General features: G+C 66.5%; 1 protein-coding gene. It reads left to right on the forward strand.

Annotation, left to right across the window (positions count from 1 at the left end; all coding sequences use genetic code 11):
- The coding region (locus tag EXE44_RS18145) for a bifunctional 2-polyprenyl-6-hydroxyphenol methylase/3-demethylubiquinol 3-O-methyltransferase UbiG (RefSeq protein WP_137718057.1) at positions 1–466 on the forward strand (466 nt) is incomplete at both ends.

Genomic DNA, 466 nt, shown 5'->3' on the forward strand with positions numbered 1-466 from the left:
CCGTCCGAGACACGTGGACGAACCGGGCGGGCGAATACTCACCGGCGTACTACGCCCATTACGGGCCGAACGAGACGAGCGCGGTGATCCGCGAGAGCCTCGACGAGTTCCTCGACCGCGACGCGGCGATCCTCGAACTCGGGTGCGGTTCCGGTCGCCACCTCGAACACTTGGCCGACCACGGCTTCGAGGACCTCTCGGGCGTCGACATCAACGCCGAGGCGTTCGACACGATGCGGGAGACCTACCCCGACCTCGCAGCCGACGGAACCTTCTACTGCGCCCCGATAGAGGACCTCGTCGGGGAGTTCGACGACGGACAGTTCGACGCGGTCTACTCGGTCGAAACGCTCCAACACCTCCATCCCGACGTCGAGTGGGTGTTCGAGGAGATCGCCCGAATCACCGACGACGTCCTCGTCACGGGCGAGATCGAGGGGCCGGTCCGCGGGTCGTCGTCCGAACC

Origin of the sequence: Halorubrum sp. SS7, assembly GCF_005435055.1 — an archaeon.
Classification (GTDB): Archaea; Halobacteriota; Halobacteria; order Halobacteriales; family Haloferacaceae; genus Halorubrum; species Halorubrum salinarum.